The 6687-nt window shown below is 76.8% G+C and carries 6 protein-coding genes; 5 read left to right on the top strand and 1 reads right to left on the bottom strand.

Annotated features, from left to right (window positions below):
• The coding region (locus ACI79D_RS17195) for a pseudouridine synthase (RefSeq protein WP_456919662.1) at positions 1–712 on the top strand (712 nt) is incomplete at its 5' end.
• Here ACI79D_RS17195 and ACI79D_RS17190 read toward each other — a convergent pair.
• Positions 709–1902, bottom strand: a complete 1194-nt coding sequence (locus ACI79D_RS17190) for an ROK family transcriptional regulator (RefSeq protein ID WP_456919661.1) — start codon at positions 1900–1902, stop codon at positions 709–711. The two genes, ACI79D_RS17195 and ACI79D_RS17190, sit on opposite strands and share 4 nt — an antisense overlap.
• 78 nt (positions 1903–1980) lie before the next feature.
• On the opposite strand from ACI79D_RS17190, the gene xylA reads away from it, so the two are divergent.
• The 4 genes from xylA to ACI79D_RS17170 all read left to right on the top strand — a co-directional run bounded on the left by xylA (position 1981) and on the right by ACI79D_RS17170 (position 6670).
• Complete coding sequence (xylA, locus tag ACI79D_RS17185; protein WP_456919660.1) at positions 1981–3168, top strand: xylose isomerase; 1188 nt, start codon at positions 1981–1983, stop codon at positions 3166–3168.
• A 3-nt stretch (positions 3169–3171) separates the two neighbouring features.
• A complete protein-coding gene (locus ACI79D_RS17180; protein WP_456919659.1) occupies positions 3172–4593 on the top strand; it encodes a xylulokinase in 1422 nt (473 codons plus the stop codon).
• Entirely contained in the window at positions 4590–5498 is a 909-nt protein-coding gene (locus ACI79D_RS17175; RefSeq protein ID WP_456919658.1) for an aldose 1-epimerase family protein, read from the top strand. Before ACI79D_RS17180 ends, ACI79D_RS17175 begins: the two co-directional genes overlap by 4 nt.
• Before the next feature lie 80 nt (positions 5499–5578).
• The gene (locus ACI79D_RS17170) at positions 5579–6670 is read left to right on the top strand and encodes an MBL fold metallo-hydrolase (RefSeq protein ID WP_456919657.1); all 1092 of its coding nucleotides are present in this window, start codon (positions 5579–5581) and stop codon (positions 6668–6670) included.
• Positions 6671–6687: the final 17 nt, after the last annotated feature.

Below are 6687 nucleotides of genomic sequence, written 5' to 3'. Positions count from 1 at the left end.
GCGGCCGGTCCCCGGCGGGCTGTCCGCGGACGAGGTCGCCGACGTCGTCGGTCGCCCCGTCCTCGCCGAGCTTGCGCACGACCGCAGCGCGGTGGCGCGGGGGGGGGGGGGGGGGGCCCCCCCCCCCCGGGACCGGGTCGCCGTCGACGGCGTCCGCATCGAGCTGCGCGACGACCGGGTCACCTACGCGCTCAACAAGCCCGCCGGCGTCATCACCGCGATGAGCGACGACCGCAACCGGCCGACCGTCGGGGACATGATCGGCGACCTCGCGCCGGGGCTGGTGCACGTCGGCCGGCTGGACCAGGACACCGAGGGCCTGCTGCTCATCACCAACGACGGCGAGCTCGCCCACCGGCTGGCCCACCCCTCCTACGAGGTGCGCAAGACCTACCTGGCGCAGGTGTCGGGCTCCGTCCCGCGCGACCTGGCCCGCCGGCTGCGCCAGGGCGTCGAGCTCGAGGACGGCCCGGTGAAGGTCGACTCGTTCCGGGTGGTCGACACCCACGCCGGGCAGTCGGTGGTCGAGGTGGTCCTGCACGAGGGCCGCAAGCACATCGTGCGGCGGCTGCTGGCCTCCGTCGGGCTGCCGGTGTCGCGGCTGACCCGCATCGCCGTCGGCCCGGTCAAGCTGGAGCGGATGCGGGTCGGTTCCATCCGCCGGCTCACCCGCGCCGAGGTCGGCGCGCTGCAGGAGTCCGTCGGGCTCTAGCGGGTCAGGCCGGCCGGGTCGGCCAGGACGCCGGACAGCGCGCGCAGCGCCGCGCCCGTGGCCCCGGCGGCGGGCGGGGCGGACGCGGCCTCGATCGTCGGCCGGCGCCAGCGCGCCGAGAGCACCCGCGCGGCGAGCAGCTCCTCGACGCCCGGCCGCAGCAGGTCGGCCAGGGCGCCCAGGTACCCGCCCAGCACGACGGTGGGGATGTCGAGGACGTTGACCACGCCGGCCAGCGCCACCCCCAGCGCGCGCACCGCCGACCCCAGGGCCCGGACGGCGTCCGGGTCGCCGTCGGCCACCCGGGCGGCGAACGCGCCGGCCGGCGTGTCGGGGGGCAGCCCGGCCGCCGCCAGCAGCGCGTGCCGCCCGGCGTACTGCTCGAGGCAGCCGGTGGAACCGCACCGGCACGGCGGGCCCGCGGGGTCGACGCAGACGTGCCCGACCTCCCCGGCCCAGCCGGCGTTGCCGGTCATCACCTGCCCGCCGAGGACGGCGGCCCCACCGATGCCGATCTGGCCGGACAGGTACAGGAAGTCCCGGCGTCCCGGCCGGCCCGGCGCGGTCTCGGCGACCGTGCGCGCGGCGAGGTCGGCCTCGTTGCCGAGGACCGGGCGCAGCCCCGCCGGGAGGGAGGCGGCGAGCAGGTCCGCCGGGCGGACGTCGGACCAGTCGAGGGTGGGCGCGCGCAGCAGCAGTTCCTCGTCGGTGCGGACGATCCCGGGCAGCGCCAGCCCGGCGCCCACGAGCACCCGGTCGGAGGGCATCCCGGCCAGCAGGTCGCCGGCCAGCTCCCCGAGCCGGGGGAGCGTGGCCGCCGGGTCGCTGCCGCCGAAGTCGCCGTCCTCCACGGCCTCGGCGACCACTCTGCCGCGCAGGTCGACCACGCGGGCGGCGAGCAGCCCGGCGTCGGCCTGCAGCCCCAGGGCGGCGACCCCGGAGCCCGGGAGCAGCGGCGTCGCCGGCCGGCCGGGCCCGGACGCCGGCACCCGCTCGGCCTCGTCGAGCAGCCCGCCGGCGACCAGCTCGTCGACCAGCCGGGAGGCGGTCGCGCGGGTCATCCCCGTGGCGGCGGCGATGCCGGCCCGGGAGACCGGCTCCGGAGCGGCGCAGACCGTACGGAGGACGAGGGCGAGGTTGGCCGCGCGCACCGACGACGGACGCGCGCCCGCCGGCCGGAGGGCGGTCACCTCTTGAGGTTAGCCCCGTCCGTGGTTTATGTTCTAGACCGAAACAAATCCCTCTCGCCCCTCCGGAGGAACCCCACCATGAGCGTGCAGCCCACCCGCGAGGACAAGTTCTCCTTCGGTCTGTGGACGGTCGGCTGGCAGGCGCGCGACCCGTTCGGCGACGCCACCCGCGACGCCCTCGACCCGGTCGAGAGCGTGCACAGGCTGGCCGAGCTGGGCGCCTACGGCGTCACCTTCCACGACGACGACCTCATCCCGTTCGGCAGCGACGACACCGCCCGGGAGAACCACGTCAAGCGGTTCCGGGCGGCCCTGGAGGAGACCGGCCTGGTCGTCCCGATGGTGACCACCAACCTGTTCACCCACCCGGTGTTCAAGGAGGGCGCGCTCACCGCCAACGACCGCGACGTCCGCCGCTTCGCGATGCGCAAGGTCATGCGGAACATGGACCTCGCCGCCGAGCTGGGCGCCTCGACCTACGTGCTGTGGGGCGGCCGCGAGGGTGCCGAGGTCGACACCGCCAAGGACCTCAAGGCGGCGCTGGACCGCTACCGCGAGGGCATCGACACCCTCGCCCAGTACTCGATCGACCGCGGCTACGGGCTGCGCTTCGCCCTGGAGCCCAAGCCCAACGAGCCGCGCGGCGACATCTTCCTGCCCACCATCGGCCACGCGCTGGGCTTCATCTCCACCCTCGAGCACGCCGACCTGGTGGGCCTCAACCCCGAGGTCGGCCACGAGCAGATGGCCGGGCTGAACTACACCCACGGCATCGCGCAGGCGCTGTGGCAGGGCAAGCTGTTCCACATCGACCTCAACGGCCAGCACGGGCCCAAGTACGACCAGGACCTGGTGTTCGGCCACGGCGACCTGCTGTCGGCCTTCGCCACCGTCGACCTGCTGGAGAACGGCTTCCCGTCGGGCGGCCCGCGCTACGAGGGCCCGCGGCACTTCGACTACAAGCCGCTGCGCACCGAGGACGTCGACGGCGTGTGGGCCTCGGCGGCGGCCAACATGCACACCTACCTGCTGCTCAAGGAGCGCGCGCAGGCCTTCCGCGCCGACCCCGAGGTGGCCGAGGCGCTGGCGGCCGCCCGCGTGGCCGAGCTCGCCGAGCCCACCCTGGCCGACGGCGAGTCCTACGAGGACCTGCTGGCCGACCGCTCGGCGTTCGAGGACTTCGACGTCGACGCGGCCGCCGCCCGCGGGGCCGGCGTGGTGCGGCTGTCCCAGCTGGCGCTGGAGCACCTGCTCGGGGCCCGCTGACCCATGGCGGCTCCGACGCTGGTCGCCGGCATCGACACCTCGACGCAGGCCTGCAAGGTCGTCGTCCGGGACGCCGGGAGCGGCGCGCTGGTCCGCGAGGGCCGGGCGCCGCACCCGGACGGCACCGAGGTCGACCCGGCCGCGTGGGAGGCGGCGCTGGAGCGGGCGCTCGCCGAGGCCGGCGGCCTGGACGACGTCGCGGGCGTCGCCGTCGGCGGCCAGCAGCACGGCATGGTCTGCCTGGACGAGGACGGCGCGGTCGTGCGGCCGGCGCTGCTGTGGAACGACACCCGCTCCGCGCCGGCCGCCCGGGAGCTGATCGCCGAGCTCGGCGACGGCGAGGCCGGGCGGCGGGCGTGGGCGGACGCGGTCGGGCTGGTGCCCGTCGCGTCGTTCACCGTGAGCAAGCTGCGCTGGCTGGCCGAGTCCGAGCCGGAGAACGCCGCGCGGACGGCCGCGGTGTGCCTGCCGCACGACTGGCTGACCTGGGTGCTCGGCGGCCGGCAGGGCTTCGACGCCCTGGTCACCGACCGCGGTGACGCCAGCGGCACCGGCTACTGGTCGCCGGCCACCGGGGAGTACCGGCTGGACCTGCTGGAGCGGGCGCTGGGCCGCACCGCCGTCGTCCCGCGGGTGCTGGGCCCGGCCGAGGCCGGTCCGAGCACCCCGGGCGGCGCCGTCCTGGGGCCGGGGACCGGGGACAACGCGGCGGCCGCGCTCGGCCTGGCCGCCGAGCCCGGGGACGTCGTCTGCTCGATCGGCACCTCCGGCGTGGTCTCGATCGTGTCCACCACCCCGGCGGCCGACCCGACCGGCACCGTCGCCGGGTTCGCCGACGCGACCGGCCACTTCCTGCCGCTGATCGCCACGCTCAACGCCGCCCGCGTCCTGGACGCGACGGCCCGGCTGCTCGGCACCGACCACGACGGGCTGTCCCGCCTGGCGCTGTCGGCCCCGCCCGGCGCCGGCGGGCTGGTGCTCGTGCCCTACCTGGAGGGGGAGCGGACGCCGGACCGGCCCACCTCGACCGGCGCGCTGCACGGGCTCACCCTCGCCACCGCCGACCCCGCGCACCTGGCCCGCGCGGCGGTGGAGGGCCTGCTCTGCGGGCTGGCCGACGGTCTGGACGCCGTCGCCGCCACCGGCACGCCCGTCCGCCGGGTGTTCCTGGTCGGCGGCGGCGCGCGTTCGGAGGCGGTCCGCCGGATCGCCCCGGCCGTGCTCGGCGTGCCGGTGCTGGTGCCGCCGCCGGGGGAGTACGTGGCCGACGGCGCCGCCCGCCAGGCCGCCTGGGTGCTGGCCGGCGGCGAGGCTCCACCGGACTGGCCCCGCCCCGGCACGGAGGTGTACGAGGCCGACCCGGTGCCGGCGGTCCGCGAGCGCTACGCCGAGGTCCGCGACCTCACCGCGGAGCGGGTGCGGTGATCCCGCCCACCGGGGAGCAGTTCGTCCTCCGCTGCGGCGACGCCGAGGTCACCGCCGTGGAGGTCGGCGGCGGCCTGCGCACCTACCGGGTGGGGGACCGGGAGGTGCTCGACGGCTACCCCGTCGACGAGCCGGCCCGGTTCGCCACCGGGCACGTGCTGGCGCCGTGGCCCAACCGCCTGCGCGACGGCGTCTACAGCTGGGACGGCGAGGAGCACCGGACGCCGGTCACCGAGCCCGAGCGGGGCACCGCGCTCCACGGGCTGGTGCAGTTCGTCTCCTGGCGGGCGGTCGAGCGCGCCGAGGACCGGGTCGTGCTCGAGCACGTGCTCTTCCCGCGGCCGGGGTACCCGTTCACCCTGCGGCTGCGGGTCGGCTACGAACTCTCGGCGGCCGGCCTGCGGGTGACCACCACCGCCGCCAACGAGGGCGCCGACGCGCTGCCCTACGGGGAGGGCCACCACCCGTACGTGCTGGCCGGCCCGCGGCTGGACGACTGCACGCTCACCGTCCCGGCCGCGACGATCCTGGAGACCGACGACCGGGCGATCCCCACCCGCGCGGTGCCGGTCGAGGGCACCCCGTACGACCTGCGGTCCGGACGCCGGCTCGGGGACCTCGTCGTCGACTCCTGCTTCACCGACCTCGCGCGCGGCGCCGACGGGCTGGCCGAGGTGTGGCTGGTCGCCCCCGACGGCCGCGGCGTCGCGGTCTGGGCGGACGCCGGCTACGGCTACCTGCAGCTGTTCACCGGTGACGTGGTGCCCGAGCCGCGCCGGCGACGCGGGCTCGCGGTGGAGCCGATGACCTGCCCGCCCAACGCCTTCGCCACCGGCGAGGCGGTGCGGCGGCTGGAGCCGGGGGAGTCCACGACGGCCTCGTGGGGGATCCGCCCGCTCGGCTGAGCACCCCGGCCGCCGTTTGACACCCTCCGGGGTCGCTCGGACCCTGGAGTCGCCAGACGCCGTCCGTCCGGGGAGCCCCGATGACCGCCGAAGGTCCCACCCGTCGCGCGTTCCTCCACCGGTCGTTCCTGACCGGCGCCTCCGTCGTCGGCGGCTCCGCGCTGGGCAGCACCCTCGGTGCCGCGCCGGCGGCGGCCGACGCGGCGCGGCAGGCGCTGCCGGCCACCGGGAGCGCCCTGGTCACGCTGGGGACGGCCGCGGGGCCGGCGGTGCGCAGCCCGCGGCGCGGGATCGCCAGTGCCGTCGTCGTCGACGGGCACGTGTACCTGGTCGACTGCGGGCTGGGCGTCGTGCGGCAGGCGGTGGAGGCGCAGCTGCCGCTGTCCGACCTGCGCGCCGTGCTGCTGACGCACCTGCACTCCGACCACGTCGTCGAGCTGCCCGGTGTCCTGCTGTTCAACTGGGGCGCCCCCGTGGACGGCTTCACCCGTCCCTTCCGGGTCGTGGGGCCGGGGAGTGCCGGCGCGCTGCCCGAGGGGGCCGAGGCCGTCGTCACCCCCGCCACCCCGGGCACCCGGGAGACCGTGGCCGGTGTGCTGGGCGCCTTCGCCTACGACGTCAACATCCGCGTGTACGACGAGGCCCGCCCGCCGCTGGACGACCTGGTGGTGGGGGAGGACATCGAGCTGCCCGACGAGGTGGCCGCCGGCCCGCGCGGTCCGCTGGCCCCGCCGATGGCCCCGTTCGTGGTGTACGAGGACGAGCGGGTGCGGATCCTGGCGGCGCTCGTCGACCACCCGCCGGTGTACCCGTCCTACGGGTTCCGCGTCGAGACCCCGCACGGGGTGATCGCCTTCTCCGGCGACACCGCCGAGCACCCCAACGTCGTCGAGCTCGCCCGCGGGGCCGACGTCCTCGTCCACGAAGCGGTCTTCCTCGACTTCTACCGGGACAACCCCGACTACACCGAGGAGTTCATCAACCACCTCGCCCAGAGCCACACCGCCCCGGAGGGCACCGGCCGGGTCGCGGCGGCGGCCGGTGCCGGGCACCTCGTGCTCAGCCACCTGGCCGGCGTGGCGACCGACGAGCAGTGGGCATCGGCTGCCCGCACCACGTTCGCCGGCCCCGTGACGGTGGCGAGCGACGGGCAGGTCTTCCCCGTGCCCTGACCCGGGCGCGCCCGCGT

Source organism: Geodermatophilus sp. SYSU D00708, assembly GCF_054050115.1.
This window is presented reverse-complemented; position numbering and strand designations above follow the sequence as displayed.